This is a genomic window from Plantibacter sp. CFBP 8798 (assembly GCF_014841195.1).
GTDB classification, from domain to species: domain Bacteria; phylum Actinomycetota; class Actinomycetes; order Actinomycetales; family Microbacteriaceae; genus Plantibacter; species Plantibacter auratus.
Genome location: NZ_JACYTS010000003.1, coordinates 1 through 16,587, shown reverse-complemented (window position 1 = coordinate 16,587; position 16,587 = coordinate 1). Strand labels below are relative to the sequence as shown.

General features: G+C 70.5%; 15 protein-coding genes. 9 read left to right on the top strand and 6 right to left on the bottom strand.

Annotated features, from left to right (window positions below):
- Positions 1 to 45: 45 nt before the first annotated feature.
- Positions 46 to 1,242 (bottom strand): MFS transporter, encoded by a 1,197-nt coding sequence (locus IFU30_RS12770; protein WP_192005499.1) that lies wholly within the window; start codon positions 1,240 to 1,242, stop codon positions 46 to 48.
- A 121-nt stretch (positions 1,243 to 1,363) separates the two neighbouring features.
- Here IFU30_RS12770 and IFU30_RS12765 point away from each other — a divergent pair, with 121 nt between their 5' ends.
- The 3 genes from IFU30_RS12765 (at position 1,364) to IFU30_RS12755 (ending at position 4,629) form a co-directional block, all read left to right on the top strand.
- Positions 1,364 to 1,729, top strand: coding sequence for a MerR family transcriptional regulator (locus IFU30_RS12765; protein WP_124769763.1), 366 nt, complete (start codon positions 1,364 to 1,366; stop codon positions 1,727 to 1,729).
- 40 nt (positions 1,730 to 1,769) lie between these two features.
- Positions 1,770 to 2,723, top strand: a complete 954-nt coding sequence (locus tag IFU30_RS12760; protein ID WP_192005498.1) for an alpha/beta hydrolase fold domain-containing protein — start codon at positions 1,770 to 1,772, stop codon at positions 2,721 to 2,723.
- Between the two features lie 136 nt (positions 2,724 to 2,859).
- Complete coding sequence (locus tag IFU30_RS12755; protein WP_192005496.1) at positions 2,860 to 4,629, top strand: glycoside hydrolase family 3 protein; 1,770 nt, start codon at positions 2,860 to 2,862, stop codon at positions 4,627 to 4,629.
- Between the two features lie 18 nt (positions 4,630 to 4,647).
- Here IFU30_RS12755 and IFU30_RS12750 read toward each other — a convergent pair whose 3' ends face one another.
- Together IFU30_RS12750 and IFU30_RS12745 are read right to left on the bottom strand one after the other, a co-directional pair.
- Complete coding sequence (locus IFU30_RS12750; protein ID WP_192005495.1) at positions 4,648 to 5,670, bottom strand: LacI family DNA-binding transcriptional regulator; 1,023 nt, start codon at positions 5,668 to 5,670, stop codon at positions 4,648 to 4,650.
- 25 nt (positions 5,671 to 5,695) lie between these two features.
- Positions 5,696 to 6,772 carry a carbohydrate kinase family protein gene (locus IFU30_RS12745; protein ID WP_192005493.1) on the bottom strand — a complete coding sequence of 359 codons (1,077 nt, stop codon included), beginning with the start codon at positions 6,770 to 6,772 and terminating at the stop codon, positions 5,696 to 5,698.
- Between the two features lie 125 nt (positions 6,773 to 6,897).
- On the opposite strand from IFU30_RS12745, the gene IFU30_RS12740 reads away from it, so the two are divergent.
- Positions 6,898 to 7,740 carry a class I fructose-bisphosphate aldolase gene (locus IFU30_RS12740; protein WP_138944854.1) on the top strand — a complete coding sequence of 281 codons (843 nt, stop codon included), beginning with the start codon at positions 6,898 to 6,900 and terminating at the stop codon, positions 7,738 to 7,740.
- Positions 7,737 to 8,915: a Gfo/Idh/MocA family protein gene (locus tag IFU30_RS12735; protein WP_191941531.1), complete on the top strand. Its 1,179-nt coding sequence runs from the start codon at positions 7,737 to 7,739 to the stop codon at positions 8,913 to 8,915. Before IFU30_RS12740 ends, IFU30_RS12735 begins: the two co-directional genes overlap by 4 nt.
- 338 nt (positions 8,916 to 9,253) lie before the next feature.
- On the opposite strand, the gene IFU30_RS12730 is transcribed toward IFU30_RS12735, so the two are convergent.
- Positions 9,254 to 9,580, bottom strand: a complete 327-nt coding sequence (locus tag IFU30_RS12730) for a GIY-YIG nuclease family protein (RefSeq protein WP_124769757.1) — start codon at positions 9,578 to 9,580, stop codon at positions 9,254 to 9,256.
- 343 nt (positions 9,581 to 9,923) lie between these two features.
- Here IFU30_RS12730 and IFU30_RS12725 point away from each other — a divergent pair, with 343 nt between their 5' ends.
- Together IFU30_RS12725 and IFU30_RS12720 are read left to right on the top strand one after the other, a co-directional pair.
- Positions 9,924 to 10,475 (top strand): GIY-YIG nuclease family protein, encoded by a 552-nt coding sequence (locus IFU30_RS12725; protein WP_192005491.1) that lies wholly within the window; start codon positions 9,924 to 9,926, stop codon positions 10,473 to 10,475.
- Between the two features lie 39 nt (positions 10,476 to 10,514).
- Positions 10,515 to 11,456 carry a linear amide C-N hydrolase gene (locus IFU30_RS12720; protein ID WP_192005489.1) on the top strand — a complete coding sequence of 314 codons (942 nt, stop codon included), beginning with the start codon at positions 10,515 to 10,517 and terminating at the stop codon, positions 11,454 to 11,456.
- 135 nt (positions 11,457 to 11,591) lie between these two features.
- Here IFU30_RS12720 and IFU30_RS12715 read toward each other — a convergent pair whose 3' ends face one another.
- Positions 11,592 to 12,575, bottom strand: coding sequence for a LacI family DNA-binding transcriptional regulator (locus IFU30_RS12715; RefSeq protein WP_192005487.1), 984 nt, complete (start codon positions 12,573 to 12,575; stop codon positions 11,592 to 11,594).
- Positions 12,576 to 12,611: 36 nt separating this feature from the next.
- Positions 12,612 to 13,340: an SDR family oxidoreductase gene (locus IFU30_RS12710; protein WP_192005485.1), complete on the bottom strand. Its 729-nt coding sequence runs from the start codon at positions 13,338 to 13,340 to the stop codon at positions 12,612 to 12,614.
- A 221-nt stretch (positions 13,341 to 13,561) separates the two neighbouring features.
- Between IFU30_RS12710 and IFU30_RS12705 the strand changes: the two genes are divergently transcribed.
- Both IFU30_RS12705 and IFU30_RS12700 read left to right on the top strand, forming a co-directional pair.
- The gene (locus tag IFU30_RS12705; protein WP_079706978.1) at positions 13,562 to 14,254 is read left to right on the top strand and encodes a nucleoside/nucleotide kinase family protein; all 693 of its coding nucleotides are present in this window, start codon (positions 13,562 to 13,564) and stop codon (positions 14,252 to 14,254) included.
- 85 nt (positions 14,255 to 14,339) lie between these two features.
- Positions 14,340 to 15,833: a mannitol dehydrogenase family protein gene (locus tag IFU30_RS12700; protein WP_192005484.1), complete on the top strand. Its 1,494-nt coding sequence runs from the start codon at positions 14,340 to 14,342 to the stop codon at positions 15,831 to 15,833.
- Positions 15,834 to 16,587 lie beyond the last annotated feature (754 nt).

Genomic DNA, 16,587 nt, shown 5'->3' with positions numbered 1-16,587 from the left:
CGAGTCTAGGAGGACCAGGCGCTGGCGTGCCGGGTCCTCCGTCGTTCACCCGCGGCGGACGGCGCGTGCGATCACGGTGCAGAGGGGGATGGCGACGACGGTCAGCACGGCGGCTGCCGGGAGGAGCAGGGCCGGGCCCCAGGTGCCGAGGATGATCCCGCCGACCGCCCCGCCGGTGGCGATCGAGCAGTTCCACACCGTGACGAGCGCCGACTGTGCCGCGTCCGCAGCGTTCCCGGCGACCCGGGCGATCGCCACCTGGAAGAGCACGGAGTAGGCGCCGAAGGCGAGCCCCCAGCCTGCCGCGGCGGTGAGGAGGACGACGACCGGCGGATCCCAGGCCACGACGGCGAGGCCGACGGTCCCGAGGAGAGCGGCCGTGAGGATGGTCATCCCGAGGCGCAGGTTCGCCAGCCGTCCGGCACCGAGCGTGCCGACGACCGAGGCCACACCGAAGGTTGCGAGGAGCACCCCGAGCGGCACGGGCGTCCCGCGGGAGGACAGGACCGGTGCGAGGTAGGTGTACGCGATGTTCTGGCCGATGATGCAGACAGCGAGGGCGACGAGAATCGTCACGACCGCAGGGATGCGGAGCGCCGCACCCATGCGCGTCGAACGCCCGGGGGCGCTGCCTGCCACGCGAGGAGCGACGACGACCGCGAGCACGCCGAGGAGCGCGGTGGTGGCGGCGACGATCCCGAACACCGTGCGCCAACCGAACTCCTCACCGAGGACCGCGCCAGCCGGGACGCCGAGCGCGAAGCCGAGCGTGGCACCGGACAGCACGACGCCGAGTGTGGAGCCGAACCGCTCCGCGGTGGTGAACCCGCGCGTGTACCCCGGGAGCATCGCCCAGACGACGCCGGCCACGAGCCCCGCGACGAACCGGGTCGCGAGATGCGTGAGCAGCTCGGGCGCGACGGCCGTGCCGGCGTTCGCGAGCGCCGAGACGATCAGGCTGAGCAGTACGACCGTCCGGCGGTCGAGCTTCGCGAGCGCACGGCTGAGCGGGATCGCCGCGATGATGCAACCGAGTGCGAAGACGGCGACGCTCTGGCCTGCGATCGACTCCGAGACGCCCAGGTCGGCGGCCATCGCGGGGAGGACCCCGGCCGGGAGCACCTCGGTGAGGAGCGTCACGAATCCGACGGCGGCGAGGAGCAGCGCGGTCGGGAGGGGAGAGCTGGTTCGGGTGGCAGGAGGGGTCGTGGATCGTGCCGTGCGCACGCTGTCGGTGGTCATGTCGGTGAGTCTCCCGGCCTGCCACTGGTGGCAGGGTCAAATCGACGAGGGTGCGCCGGGAATATCCGCCCGGCACCGACGGCTGCTCCAAGAGGACACAACTCGGTCGAAGGGGTCTTGCATGCGCATCGGCGAACTGGCGGCGGCCACCGGGAGCACGCCGCGGCTGCTCCGGTACTACGAGGAACAGGGCTTGCTGCGCCCGACCCGCTGCCCGAACGGGTACCGCGAGTACGGAGACCACCTCGTCGCGAAGGTGCAGCGCATCCGCGAGCTGATCGGCGTCGGCATGCCGACCGCGCTCATCCTCCAGGTCCTGCCCTGCTTCGAGGACGACGACACGATCTACCAGGTGACGCCCTCGGCGGAGGTGCTGGAGCGGTTGCTCGAGCATCGCGAGCGACTGGATGCGAAGCTCGGCTGCATCCAGGAGAGCCGGGACGCCATCGACGTCTACCTCCACCGCGTCGGCGGCATCGTGGTCTGAGTCGACCGAGTCGACCGAGTCTGCTGGGTAGGCTCGGCGCATGTCACTCGATCCGTACTACCGCGACCGCCTGAGCCTCTTCGACGGGTTCTCGAACGCCGATCGCGCTGCCGCCGGTGGGACCCTCGACGAGGAGTTCCAGGAACGACTCGTCGCATACGGTGACGACGGGCCGTGGAACCCGCCGAGCGACGTGGTGATCACCGACGAGGTCGTCGACGGTCCGCACGGCACGGTCCCGATCCGACGCTACGTCCCGGCCGACCCCAGTGGTGTCGCCCTCCTCTGGGTGCACGGCGGCGGCTTCGCGGCGGGGACGCTCGACTGGCCGGAGGCGCACGTCGTGAGCGCCGAACTGGCGGCGCGAGCGGGTGCCGAGGTCGTCTCCGTCGACTATCGACTGGCGGACGGCACGACGCGATACCCGGAGCCGCTCGACGACGTGCTCGCGGTCTGGGAGCAACTCGACGACGAGCGGTCGGCCGTTCCCGGTGCGCGGACGGCCATCGGTGGGGCCAGCGCCGGAGCGGCCCTCGCGCTCGCCGCGTCACTCCGCAGCGATCGACGTGCGGACGCCGTGCTGCTGGCCTACCCGTTCCTGCACGCCGTCGTGCCAGCGCTGCCCGCGGACGTCCTGGCCGAGATGGCGGTCCTCCCGGACTTCATGCGGTTCCCGACCGAGTCGATCGACTGGATGGTCGGGAACTACGTCGGTCGCCTGGAGGACGTGCCCGAGCTCGCCCTGCCGGGAATCGTCCCCGTGACCCCGGACCGCCCGCCGCTGTGGGTCCTGCTCTCGGAGTTCGACGACCTCCGGCCGTCGGGGGAGCTGCTCATCGCGGCGTCGGAGGCCGCCGGTGCTCCCGTCCGCAGTCGGCTCGAGCCAGGCGTCCTCCATGGCCACCTCAATCGCCATCCGGTCGCGCCAGGCGTCTCCCCGTCGCTGGACTGGCTGGCCGACGGGCTGCGCGCCACGGGGAATCACGCCGACTGAGTCTTGCGTGATCCTCGTCAGGGGGCATACTGGAGTCACGCTCCGTTCCCGAACGGAGTTCGGTTTTCGCTTCCGGCTCGCCCGAGCCCGGGTGATCCCGACGCCGCCCCACTCACTGACGAGAAACGGACCACCCATGAGCGAGCATGAACCGGCGCTGCCCTACCGCGACGCGAGCCTGCCGGTGGAGGACCGGGTGGAGGACCTCCTCGGACGGATGACCGTCGCCGAGAAGGCCGGCATGCTCTTCCAGACGATGATCACCCCGGGGCCCATCGACGAGGCGAACCCGCACATGGGACTCGCGAGTGGCGAGCACATGATCGGCGAGCAGCTCATGTCCCACTTCAACGTCCTCGGCACCGCGCCCGACACGACGGCGCTCGCCGAGTGGACCAACGCCCTGCAGGAGCGCGCGTCGCGCACGCGACTCGGCATCCCGGTCACGCTGTCGACCGACCCGCGCAACCACTTCACCGACAACGTGGGGACGGCGGCCCGCGCGGGCGCCTTCTCGCAGTGGCCCGAGACGCTCGGCCTCGCGGCGATCGGATCGGTCGACCTCGTCGAGGCGTTCGCCGACACCGCGCGGCAGGAGTACCTCGCCGTCGGGATCCGGCTGGCGCTCCACCCGCAGGTCGACCTCGCGACCGAGCCGCGCTGGTCGCGCATCGGTGGCACGTTCGGTGAGGACGCCGAGCTCAGTGCCGAACTCGTCGCCGGCTACATCCGAGGGTTCCAGGGTGCCGAACTCGGGCCGCAGTCGGTCTCCACCATGACGAAGCACTTCCCGGGTGGTGGGCCCCAGCTCGACGGGGAGGACCCGCACTTCGCCTACGGGCGCGAACAGGTGTACCCCGGCGACAACTTCGACTACCACCTCATCCCGTTCCGCGCCGCGATCGCCGCCGGAGCCGCGCAGATCATGCCGTACTACGGCATGCCCGTCGGGACCGGACACGAGGAGGTCGCGTTCGCCTTCAACCACGGGATCATCACCGGGCTCCTCCGCGAGGAGCTCGGCTTCGACGGCATCGTCTGCACCGACTGGGGACTCGTCACCGACACGTCGATCATGGGGCAGGACATGCCCGCGCGGGCCTGGGGCCTGGAGCACCTCGACGAGCTGTCCCGGGTCGAGCGCATCCTGCAGGCCGGCTGCGACCAGTTCGGTGGCGAGGCCCGACCCGAGCTCGTCGTCGAACTCGTCGAGCAGGGGCGCATCACCGAGGACCGTGTCGACGCCTCGGTGCGCCGACTGCTGCGCGAGAAGTTCGTGCTCGGGCTCTTCGAGCAGCCGTACGTGGACGCGGGCGCCGCGAGCGGGATCGTCGGGCGCGCGGACTTCGTCGCCGCCGGCGAGGCCGCACAGCGCCGCGCGTTCACCGTCCTGACGAACGTGGAGGAGACGCTGCCGGTGCGCTCGCCGCGTCCCAGGCTGTACCTGGAGGGCGTCGATCCCGAGCTCGCGGGCGCGTACGGCGAGGTCGTCGCGGATCCGGCTTCGGCGGACGTTGCCCTCGTGCGCATGCAGACGCCGTACGAACCGCGGCCCGGCGGCTTCGAGGCCATGTTCCACGCCGGATCGCTCGACATCCCGGCTGACGAGGTCGAGCGGCTGCGGGCGCTCGCGCTGACGGTGCCGACCGTGCTCGACATGCACCTCGACCGACCGGCGATCCTCACCGGGGTGGCGGATGCGGTCGCGGCGCTCGTCGCGAGCTTCGGCGGCAGTGACGCGGCGTTCCTCGACGTCGTCTTCGGTCGGGCGCTGCCGGAGGGCCGGCTGCCGTTCGACCTGCCGCGCTCGATGGCGGCGGTCGAGGCGAGTCGGTCCGACGTCCCCTACGACACCGAGGACCCGCTCTTCCGTTTCGGCCACGGCCTCACGTACCCCGGGCGCTGAGCCGAGGACCCCGCCGCGTCAGCGCTCGGAGCCGCGCAGCTCCAGGCGCACGTCCAGGGTGTGGGTCACGGGCGGGCCAGCCTCGCCGGCGATGAGTGCCAGGAGGGTCTCCGCCGCGACCCGGCCCATGAGCGCCACGTCCTGCGCCACCACCGACACCGCCGGCGTCACGAGCGGTGCCGCCTCGAAGTCGTCGAACCCGACGAGCGGCAGCCGTCGGCCCGCCGTCGCGAACGCCTGCATGGCCCCGATCGCGGCCCGGTTGTTCGCGGCGAACACGGCGTCGACCTCGCCCGACACCAGGAACCCCGCCACGACCGCCGCAGCGTCCTCGACGGAGTGTGCGCCGTCGGAGACGATCGGCTCGATCGGCCCCGTCCCCGTCGCGCCGCCGAGATCGGCCTCAGCCAGCGCCCGGTGGTAGCCGGCCAGTCGCTCGCGCATCGTGTACAGCTCGAGTGAGTCGCCGAGGAACGCGACCCGTCGTGCGCCCGCGGCGAGCATGGCCGCGGTCGCGCGGGTCGCCCCGCCCGCGTTGTCGGCGAGCACCGTGTGCACCTCGACCGACTCGAGCGGCCCGCTCGGTCGGTCGACGAGCACCATCGGGACGTGCACGACCGTGCTCGTGGCCCAGGCCGTGGTCGCCTGCCGTGGTGGCACGACGACGAGGCCGTCCACGCGCTGCGCGACGAGCCGGTCGACGAGGAGTCGGTGCCGGTCGGCGTCCTCCTCGGAGCTCGCGGACATCAGCAGGTAGCCGTGTTCCGTGCACACGCGCTCCACCGAGCGTGCCAACACGGAGTAATAGGGGTTCGCCAGGTCGCTGATGATCAGCCCGATGACCTTGCTGGACCGCCCGGGCCGGATGCTCGCGGCCGCCAGGTTGTGCCGGTAGCCGAGGGCCTCGATCGCCGCGCCGATCCGTTCCGACAGTTCCTGGTTGATGTTCGTCGCGCCGTTCACGTACCGCGACACCGTCTTCAGCCCCACCCCGGCCGCCGCGGCGACGTCGTTCATGGTCGGGGGTCGGGAGCTGCGCATGCTCACCATCCTGGCGTATGGGGGATCACGCGATCGGCTCGTCCGCCCCCGCGACCGCGAAGAGCCTGCTGAGCCCGGGTCGCAGTCGGGTGATCTCGGCCGCCGTCGGACGGCGTCCCGCGATCGTCGCAGCGGCGCTCGCGCCCGCGACTTCGGCGGCTTCCGCCGGTGCGGCACCGCGTGACATCGCGAACAGCAGGCCGGCGGTCGACGCGTCCCCGGCGCCGTTGGTCGACACGAACGCGGGTGCGGGGACGGGCGGCGCGACGAGGTCGACGTCGGCCCAGGCCTCGGCGAGCGGTGCGAGCATCCGTCCGCCCAGGCGCAGGCGGTCGACACCGGCGGCCCGGAGGAGTAGCCCGTCCTCGCCGGCCGAGATCGCCACGACGCCGGCACCCCAGGCGAGCAGGAGGTCCGCGAACGCCGCCGCTTGGGCCAGGGGCGATGCGCTGGTTCCGGCCGGGAGGCGGAGCGTGCCGAGCGCCGAACGCAGGTCGTCGACGCTCGGACTCACGACGTCGGTCAGCGGCAGGGTGCGCCGGAGGATCGCCTCCCAGTCCAGATGGCCGACGGCGCTCGTGGGGTCGACGACGGCGAGGTCCATCGAGGTGGTCGCGCCGTGTCGGTGGATCCGTTCGAGCAGCTTCGCGAGGGGCGCCGCATCGTCGGCGACGATCCCGGGGAGCAGCGGGGGATAGCCGAGGTGGACGAGGTCCGCGTCGCCGACGGCCAGGTGCTCGCCGGTGAACACCTCGTTCGCGCCCGTGTGGTGCCAGAAGGTCCGGTCGAGGCCGGCGGGCTCGACGACGACGCTGTAGGAGGTCGCGGCCCGGTCGGTGACCTCGAGCGCCGGGTGCAGTCGGTCGTGCGCGGCGATGCGTGAGGCGACGATCGCGCCGAGCTCGTCGTCGCCGACCGTCGCGTGCAGGCGGACCGTGCTCCCGAGATCGGCGAGGGCCAGGCCGGTGTTCGCGACGCAGCCGCCGAGGGAGATGCGGAGCGGGCCGGTGTCGATGAGGGCGCCCGGATCGATGCGTGCGTTCGCGCTCAGCCCTGGCGACAGGTCGACGCAGATGTGACCGGCGATGACGATCTCGCCCATGGACCCTCCGTTCTTCGCGCCGGGGGTGACCCGGTGCAAGCTAGACAACGTTGTCTCAGGCCACTACTGTGACACACCGAGGGACGATTCGGAAACCCTCCCCGTCACGATCAGGAGCCGCCGCAATGTCGCTGTACCGCCTCAATCGTCTCTTCAACGCCCGATCAGGTCGCGCGCTCGACGTCGCCGTCGACCACGGGTTCTTCGGCGAGCGTTCGTTCATCACCGGCATCGAGGACATGGGCGAGGTCGTCCGCACCCTCGTCGCCGCGGGCCCGGACGCCGTCCAGCTGACCCTCGGCCAGGCCCGTCTCCTGCAGCAGGTCCCCGGCAAGGACAAGCCTGCGCTCGTCCTGCGGACGGACGTCGCGAACGTGTACGGCAACCCCCTCGACTCGATCCTCTACAGCCACCACGTGCCGCACGCGATCGAGGAGGCCGTCCGGCTCGACGCCGTCGCCGTGTGCGTCAACCTCATGCAGATCCCCGAGCACCCCGAGGTCCGCGAGGCGAACATCCGCTCGATCATGGCCTTGCGTCGCGAAGCGACCCGGTACGGGATGCCGCTCATGATCGAACCGCTCGTCATGCAGGACAACACGACGGCCGGCGGGTACCAGGTCGACGGCGACATCGAGAAGATCGTCACCCTCGTGCGCCAGGCGGTCGAACTCGGTGCCGACCTCATCAAGGCCGATCCGAGTAGCGACATCACCGAGTACGCACGCGTCGTGCAGGTCGCCGGAGACATCCCCGTCCTCGTCCGTGGCGGCGGTCGCGTCGACGACCGGACCCTGTTGGAGCGCACGGTCGCCGTCCTCGACGCGGGGGTCAGCGGCATCGTCTACGGCCGCAACATCATCCAGCACGAGCACCCGGCCGCCATCACCGCGGCACTCATGGCGGTGCTGCACGACGGGGCCGATGCGGATGCCGGCCTCGCGATCCTCGAGGCGGCTCGCGCATGAGCGCCGACCAGGTGACGGCCGACCGGGCGACGGCGGAGCGCGTCAACGTCGCGATCATCGGCGGTGGACTCATGGGGCGCGAGATCGCCGCGGCCATCCAGCGCTGGCCGGCACTCATCGACCACCCGGTGCGACCGCGACTGACGGCCGTCTGCGACATCAATCCGGCGGCGCTCGACTGGTTCGACGAGATCGACACGGTCGTCACGAAGACCACGGACTACCACGAGCTGCTCGTCGACCCGTCGGTCGACGTCGTCTACGTGGCCGTGCGTCACGACCTCCACGAGCAGATCTACACCGACGTCATCCGGGCCGGGAAGAGCCTGCTGGCGGAGAAGCCCTTCGGGATCGACGCGGCGGCCGCGCAGTCCGTCCTCGCGGCGATGGCCGAGCACCCGGAGAGCTTCGTCCGGTGTTCGAGTGAGATGCCGTTCTTCCCGGGTGCGCAGCTGGCGATCGACTACGTGCGGTCCGGAGCGCTCGGCACGATCGTCGAGGCGCGCAACAGTTTCCTGCACTCGAGCGACATCGATCGGGGCAAGCAGATCAACTGGAAGCGCCAGACGCAGTTCTGCGGTGAGGCCGGCGTGATGAACGACCTCGGGATGCACACCTGGCACGTGCCGCTGCGGCTCGGCTGGGCACCCGAGAGCGTGTACGGGGTGCTGCAGAACATCGTCACCGAGCGTCCCGGCCCCGACGGTTCGCTCGTGCCGTGCGACACCTGGGACAACGCCGTGCTGCACAGCTGGGCGACCCACGACGGTGTCCGTTTCCCGCTCACGACCGAGACGAAGCGCATCGATCCCGGGCAGAAGAACACGTGGGAGTTCGAGGCGATCGGTCTCGACGGCGGGGTCCGGTTCAGCACGAAGAACCCGAAGCTCGTCGAGGTGTTCGCGGTGCGGGACATCCCGGGTGGCGGTCGGGAGCAGGTGTGGCAGCAGCTCGACGCAGGCAGCCAGTCGGTCTGGCCGACGGTGACCGGCCCGAACTTCGAGTCCGGGTTCTCCGACACGATCCTCCAGATGTGGGCCGTGTTCCTCGCCGAGCGGCACGGCTCGCTCGGCGACCGGTTCGGGGCGGCGCGCCCCGAGGAAGCGGCGCTCACCCACGACATCTACCGAGCGGCGATCCGCTCCCATGAGGAGGGTCGCGCGATCGCGCTGTGACGTGCGCATCGGCTGGGAGGCCACCCGATCGTCTCCCAGCCGGGAGCGCGCGGGCCGGCCCCTGAGCTTGTCGAAGGGCGCTCCCTGTCCGCTCACCTGTCTTGTCCCTGCCAGCGCAACGAATCGGTCCCTGCCAGCCCAACCGTTCGGTCCCTGAGCTTGTCGAAGGGTGGGCTCTGTCCGTGTGCCCTTCGACAGGCTCAGGGACCGGGGTCGGAGTCGGTCGTGTCTGAACGGTCGGTCCCTGTCCGCTCACTCAGCCGGTCCTTTGCCAGCCCAACCGTTCGGTCCCTGAGCTTGTCGAAGGGTGGGGTCTGTCCGTGTGCCCTTCGACAGGCTCAGGGACCGGCCACCGGGTCCGTTCCGGGTTCTGGATCGCGCCATGCGGTGATCCGCGAGCAGCTGAGACGCGGGAGGTCGTCGAACCGCCCGTCGATCACTGCTTGCTTCTTCGCCCGGCTCCACCCCTGAAGACGTTTCTCGATGAAGAACGCGTCGTCCACGCGGTCGTACTCGGCTGACCAGACGAGTGTGACGGGCAGTCGCTCGCGGGTGTAGGTCGCTCCGAGGCCGTCCATGTGCTCGGCGACTCGTCGAGCGAGGTCGATGGTGCTGCCAGTGTAGAAGGATCCGTCGGCGCATTTGAGGATGTAGACGTGGGGCATCCGGGAAGCCTCGCAGGACCTCGATCCTGTCGGTCGGCGCTGACGTCCGACGGTGGACGCTCTCGGATCACGGGGGAGTTGTGGAGGACCGTCGCTCGACCCTGCCGCTTCGCCCGTTCGGTCGCTGAGCTTGTCGAAGGGTGAGGTCTGTTCGTGTGCCCTTCGACAGGCTCAGGGACCGGGGTTGGAGTCGGTCGTTTGTTCGCTCACCCAGCCGGTCCCTGCCGGCACAATCGTTCGGTCCCTGAGCTTGTCGAAGGGTGGGGTTTTGCCGTGTGCCCTTCGACAGGCTCAGGGACCGGGGTTGGAGGTCGGTGTCGGCGGGGTGGGGGACACTCGGGAGATGCCCCACAGACGATGCGTACAACCCGGGTGCGACGCCGCGGCACCGGTCGACGCGCCCGTCGCGCTCTGCGAGGATCACCTGGCCCTCGCCGCCGACTGGGCGGAGCGCCGCTGGGGTGTGGTCGACGCCCTGCCGTCGCCGTGCATCATGTGCGGCTCGCGGCTCGGCCGTCACTACCCGTCCGCGTGGTTGTGCGCCGCGTGCGAGTGGCGGCAGGGGGACGTGCCCGACGACGACCTCGCCCGCCCGCGGATCGACGTCGTCTACTACCTCCGTCACGGCGACCGCGTGAAGATCGGCACCACGACGAACCCTCGCCAGCGGTTCGCCGCGATCTGGCATGACGAACTGCTCGCCCTCGAACGCGGCGACCGGCACGTCGAGCGTGCGCGTCACGAACAGTTCGCCCGCGAGCGCCTCGAACGCTCCGAATGGTTCACGGGGTCGCCTCGACTGCGCGCCCACATCGCCTCGGTCGCCCGTGACGTCGACCCCTGGGACTGCTACAGCCGCTGGCTCAGCGAGGCCGCGGCACTGCGTGGGCGATAGCCCCTCCGGTGGGCATCACGCGCGGGGTACGCTCAGCGCGTGTGCACTCGAATCTTCTGGAACGACAACGCGGTCGCCAAGACGGTCAGCCGCTGCATGGACTGGTCGGAGAGCGACGAACCCGAGCTGTGGTTCGTCCCGAGCGGTACCGACCGAGGTGGCACGGACGACACCACCTCGCACCGGTGGACCTCCCGGTACGGCAGTGTCGTCACGAGCATGTGGGGGATGGGGACCGTCGACGGCCTGAACACGGCGGGCCTCGGAGCACACGCGCTCTACCTCGACCCGGAGGACGTGACGTTCGCCGAGCCCGACGGCCGTCCGACGGTCTCGAACGCGCTGTGGGTGCAGTACCTCCTCGACAGCTACGCCTCGGTCGCCGAGGCGATCGCCGACATCGACACCGTCCGCATCACGTCCCCGATGTTCCGCGGCCTGCAGATGGGCATCCACATCGCGCTCGAGGACGCCTCGGGTGACTCGGCGATCATCGAGCCGATCGACGGCCGACTCGTCGTCCACCACGGCCGCGAGTTCACCGTGATGGCCAACTCGCCGAGCCTCGACGAGCAGATCACCAACCGCGACCGCTACCGCCCGTTCGGTGGCGAGCTGCCGCCTCCCGGGGACATCACCTCGGTCGACCGGTTCGTGCGCGCCTCCTACTTCCTCCACTACCTGCCGGAGCCGGCGGACACCGTCGAGGCGGTCGCGGGCGTCTTCCAGCTCATCGCGAACGTGTCGGTGCCGTACGGCGCGCCGTACTCGACGGGCGACGTGTACCCGACCTGGTGGCGGGCCGGTGCCGACCTCACGAACCTGGTCTACTACTTCGGCTCGACACGGAGTCCGAACATCTTCTGGATCGAGCTCGACGAACTCGCGGACGTCGGTGAGGTCCGTCGCCTCGACCCGCGCGACCCGAGCCGCGTCGGCGACCAGACCGCGGAGCTCGCGCCGGCGACGTTGAGCTACTAGGCCGGCCGGTTTCGGTTCCCGAGCCGATCGAGTCTTTGGGGCGTTCGCGTGGCGCCCTTCGACAGGCTCAGGGACCGAGATGGTTCAGGGGCCGGGGATTCGACGGCTAGGCCGGGGCGGCTCGGAGCCGGCGACTCAGAGCACCGCAGGCGATACCCGACAGGAGTCGCGCTCGACGAGGTGCACCGGGAGGACCGTGCTCCGGCGGTAGCGCGCGTCGGGGCGGTCGAGGCGATCGATGATCCGTTCCGCAGCGAGTCGGCCGAGGGCCTCCGGGTCCTGCGTGATCACGGACACCGACGGTCGCAGGAGCTCGGCCAGAGGGAAGTCGCCGAACGCGACCAGTGGGAGCGGTTGCTCGGCGAGTGCGGGCAGCAACGCCATCGTGCAGACGGCGTTCGACGAGAAGAGAGCCGTCGCCTGCGAGTCGATCGCCGCCAGCGCACGCGCCGCCCCTTCGCGGGTCGCCGCACCGAGGGCGATGAGCTCCTCGTCGGCGGGCAGCCCGGCTTCGGTGAGTGCCGCCCGGTACCCGCGCAGCCGCTCGGCGGTCGTCGGCAGTGCCAGCTCGTCGCCGACGAAACCGATCCGGCGGTGGCCGTGCTCGACGAGGTGGGTCGTCGCCGTGAACGCCCCACCGAAGTCGTCCTGCGTGAAGGCGTCGGCAGCGAGGCCACCCGGCGCGCGGTCGACGAACACGAACGGCGTCCGCGACGCCCACGCGGCCAGTGAGCTCTGGTCGTCGCCGATCGGCGCGAGCACCACTCCGGCCAGCTGACGCCGGAGCATCGGCTCGAGGACCGCGCGCTCGCGGTCCGGGTCGTCGCCGAGGCTCGTCACGAGCGTCGACATGTCGTGATCGCGCGCCGTCTGCTCCACCGCACGCGCGATCTCCGCGAAGAACGGGTCGACGATGTCGGGGACGGCGACCCCGATGACCGACGGGCGGCCTGAGCGGAACGCCGTCGCGAGGGAGTTCGGCACGTAGTCGAGCTCCCGCATGATCGACTCGACCCGTTCTCGGGTCGCCGGGAGGACGTGCGGGTCGTCGTTGAAGACCCGTGAGACCGTCTTCGCGCTCACGCCGGCGGCTGCGGCGATCTGGCGCATCGTGGCCATGCTCGGGTCCCTCCCGTTCGGTCCTGCCGGATCGGGTCAGCGCGCGGTGTAGCCGCCGTCGATCGGCAGCGAGACGCCCGAGATCATGCCGGCGGCGTCGCTCAGCAGGAAGGTGATCGGGCCGGCGATGTCGTCCTCGGTGGCCCACTTGCCGAGCGGCATCGCCTCGAGGAAGGGACCTTCGATGTCGGGGCGGCCCCAGTACCAGGCGGACATCGGCGTCATCACGACCGTCGGGTTGACGGCGTTCACCCGGATGCCGTACTTGCCGAGTTCCAGGGCGGAGACCCGCGTGATGTTGTCGAGCGCGGCCTTCGACGAGCCGTAGGAGATGTGGCCGGAGAGGGCGACGAGGCTCGCCTGGCTCGAGACATTGACGATCGCCCCGCCGCGCTCCTGGCGGATCATCTCGCGGGACGAGTACTTGGTGACGAGCAGCGACCCGCGTGCGTTGATGCTGATGACCTTGTCGAACACGTCGATGTCGGTCTCCTGCGGGGAGGCGATCTCGCCGCCCCAACCGCCGGAGTTGACGACGCCCCAGATGTCGCGTCCCTCGATCGCGTCGCGGATGCTGTCCTCCGAGGTGAGGTCGAAGGGCAGTGGTTCGGCGCCCGTCTCGGCGGCGATGGCGTCGAGGTGCTCGACGTTGCGACCGGAGGCGATCACCTGTGCGCCCGCTGCCACGAGGTGGCGGACGGTCGCGCCGCCGATGCCGCCGCTCGCTCCCGTGACGAGGATGGTGCGGCCGTTGAAGTCAGTCATGAGGTGGTCCGATCGATGTGATGAGGCCCGTGCGTCGGTGCACCGGGTCGGGAGCATCATAACTGCGGAATCGCAGCCATGTCACCCGTGACATTGATTTCATCGACAGATCATGACACCGGTGACATCCGGTGTTGACACACGCATCCCCTGGACCTACCGTGAGTCGGGCGACGGCGCGTCCGCGACCGGTCGGCTCCCAGGAGAGGTCAGGCATCACGATGAGCGGCATCACGATCGGGACCGACCTCGACGGCCTCATCGATCACGCCCGTTCGCTCGCCGCCACCGGGTCCCGCCGGATCCTCGGGATCGTCGGTGCGCCCGGAGCGGGTAAGTCGACCGTGAGCGACGCGATCGCCGCGGCGCTCGGCGACCAGGCCGTCATCGTCGGGATGGACGGCTTCCACCTCGACAACGCCGAGCTCGTCCGCCTCGGGCGACGCGACCGCAAGGGCGCGCCCGACACCTTCGACGTCGACGGCTACGTCGCACTGCTGTCCCGCCTCGCGCGTGCTGGACGCACCGCCGAGTCTCCGGGCACACCGATCTACGCACCCCGGTTCGACCGCTCGCTCGAGGCGTCGATCGGCAGTGCCGTCCTCGTCCGCCCCGAGGTGCCGCTCGTGATCACGGAGGGCAACTACCTCCTGTTCGACGATCACGGCTGGCAGGGTGTCGCCGCGCATCTCGACGAGTCCTGGTACGTCGACGTGGACGACGAGGTGCGCCGCGACCGACTCATCGCCCGACGCCTCGGTCACGGCCACCCGCTCGACGAGGCCGAAGCCTGGGTGCTCGGCGTCGACGAGCCGAATGCCCGCCTGGTCGACGCCACCAAGCAGCGTGCCACCCGCATCGTCACGCTCGACGCGTCGACGCCGGTGGAGACCGAATCCACCCACGGCGCCTGATCCATCCTGCAGCCGCAGCACGCTCGACCCGCACCACCCTCGACCTGCACCGCCCGGAACCCGCTCACCGACGAGAAGGCACCACATGACCCAGCTCTCCGACGCCACCCTCACCGCTCTCGACGAGCAGGTGGCCGTCCCCGCCTATGACCGCTCGGCCATCCGACCCGGCATCGTCCACTTCGGGGTCGGCGCCTTCCATCGTGCGCACGGGGCGATGTTCGTCGACCGCGTGCTCGGGCTCCCCGGCGACGAGCACGCGTCCTGGGGGCTCGTCGGCGTCGGCACACTGCCCGGTGACGCCGCCATGCGGGACGCGCTCGGCGCTCAGGACCGGCTCTACACGCTCGTGACGACGAGTCCGGACGGCGAGATCGAGGCGCGCGTCGTCGGGTCGATCGTCGAGTACCTGTTCGCTCCCGACGACCCGGGAGCGGTCCTCGCGCGGGTGGGCGATCCATCGACGCGGATCGTGTCCCTCACGATCACCGAGGGCGGCTACGGGGTGAACGATGCGACCGGCGCGTTCGAGCCGAGTGACGGTGCGACGCTCGCGGACCTCGACGGGCTGCCGGCGGGGGCGCTGCCGCAGAGCCCGCTCGGGTTCATCACGGCGGCCCTCCGTGCCCGACGCGACGCCGGTGCCGTTCCGTTCACGGTCATGTCGTGCGACAACATCCAGGGCAACGGGCACGTCGCCCGGACGGCGATCCTCGCGTTCGCCGAGCGCATCGACCCGGCGCTCGCCGCCTGGATCGGTGCCGAGGTGCGGTTCCCGAACTCGATGGTGGACCGCATCACGCCGGCGACGACGGACGAGCAGCGCGCGTTCGTCTCCGAGCGGTTCGGGATCGACGACCGCTGGCCGGTGCTCTCGGAGTCATTCGAGCAGTGGGTGCTCGAGGACGACTTCTCGGACGGCCGTCCGCCGTACGAGCAGGTGGGCGTGCAGCTCGTGGAGGACGTCGAGCCGTATGAGCTGATGAAGCTCCGGTTGTTGAACGCTTCCCACCAGGCGATGAGCTACCTCGGGCTGCTGGCGGGGGAGACGTACGTGCACGACGTCTGCCGTGACGAGCTGTTCTCGCGGTTCCTCCTCGGGTACATGCACGAGGAGGCGAGGCCGACGCTCGCGCCTGTCCCGGGCATCGACATCGACGCGTACTGTGCGGAGCTGATGCGCCGGTTCGGCAGTGAGGCGATCAAGGACACGTTGGCGCGGCAGATCGTCGACGGCTCGGAGCGCATCCCGAAGTTCCTGCTCCCGGTGGTCCGTGAGCAGTTGCGGACCGGCGGCGGGATCGCGCGCTCGGCGCTCGTCCTCGCAGCGTGGAGTCGGTTCATCGAGGGTGTCGGTGACGACGGGCGGGAGCTTGCCCCGGTCGACCGGCGGTTGGCCGAGTTGCAGGCAGCCGTCGCGCAGGAGGCGGAGCGCCCCGGCGCGTTCCTCGACCTGGAGGTCGTGTTCGGCGACCTCGGATCTGACGCGCGACTGCGCGAGGCGTTCATCGCGGCGCGCGCGCGGCTGGCGGCCGTCGGTGCGCGGGTGGCGGTGGAAGAGGTCGTCGCCGCGGGGTGACCCTGCGGCGGTCGGACGGTGCCTTGACGGCCCTTCGGCCGGTTGAGGGGGCGCTCGGTCGCTGCGTCGTTCCCGTCCTCGAGTGCTGGTGGTTCACGTCTCGGTCCTTGAGCTTGTCGAGGGGCAGGTTCAACGGCTGTTCGTGTGCCCTTCGACAGGCTCAGAGACCGGGGTGGCCGGGTTGTCGAGGACGGCGTCGGTCGCTGAGCGTGTACGAGGCATGGTGGTTCCCGTCTCGGTCCCTGAGCTTGTCGAAGGGCAGGTATGACGGTTCGTCGTGGGCCCTTCGACAGACTCAGGGACCGGGGTGGCCGGGTTGTCGAGTAGGGCGTCGGTCGCTGAGCGTGTACGAGGCATGGTGGTTCACGTCTCGGTCCTTGAGCTTGTCGAGGGGCAGGTTCAACGGCTGTTCGTGTGCCCTTCGACAGGCTCAGAGACCGGGGTGGCCGGGTTGTCGAGGACGGCGTCGGTCGCGAGCGTGTACGAGGCAGGGTGGTTCCCGTCTCGGTCCCTGAGCTTGTCGAAGGGCAGGTTCAACGGCCGATCGTGGGCCCTTCGAGAGGCTCAGGGACCGGGGTGGGTGGGTTGTCGAGTACGGCGTCGATTGCTGAGGTTGGCTAGGCGCGATGGTGTTCCGGTCTCGGTCCCTGAGCTTGTCGAAGGGTGGTTCCCGTGGCGGTCCTTGAGCTTGTCGAAGGGCAGGCGTGTGCGGAGGCGCGCGGGTGCCATGTGTTCAGGCGGCGAGGTGGAGGCG